Here is a 230-nt window from a genome sequence, read left to right on the forward strand (position 1 = left end):
GTATAAGAGACAGGCTCGGTCCCATCCGGACGGCGGTTCAGGACGACGTCTTCGCAGGCCTCGCGCAACTCCGGATCGATGTTATCGTAGACGGCAAGCTGGCCGGCGTTGACGATGCCCATGTCCATACCCGCCTGGATGGCGTGGTAGCTGTCTCTTATACACATCTCCGAGCCCACGAGACTACGCTGCATCTGGTGTGGGGGGTTCTGCTTTGAAGGGGGGGGGGG

1 protein-coding gene is annotated in these 230 nt (G+C 61.3%); it reads right to left on the reverse strand.

The window, feature by feature from the left end:
• Positions 1-230 (reverse strand): hypothetical protein (locus ACPYOJ_RS37190; protein WP_481420658.1); only part of this gene is annotated, 230 nt, incomplete at both ends.

The organism is Rhizobium sp. SVR5-9E, assembly GCF_056755095.1.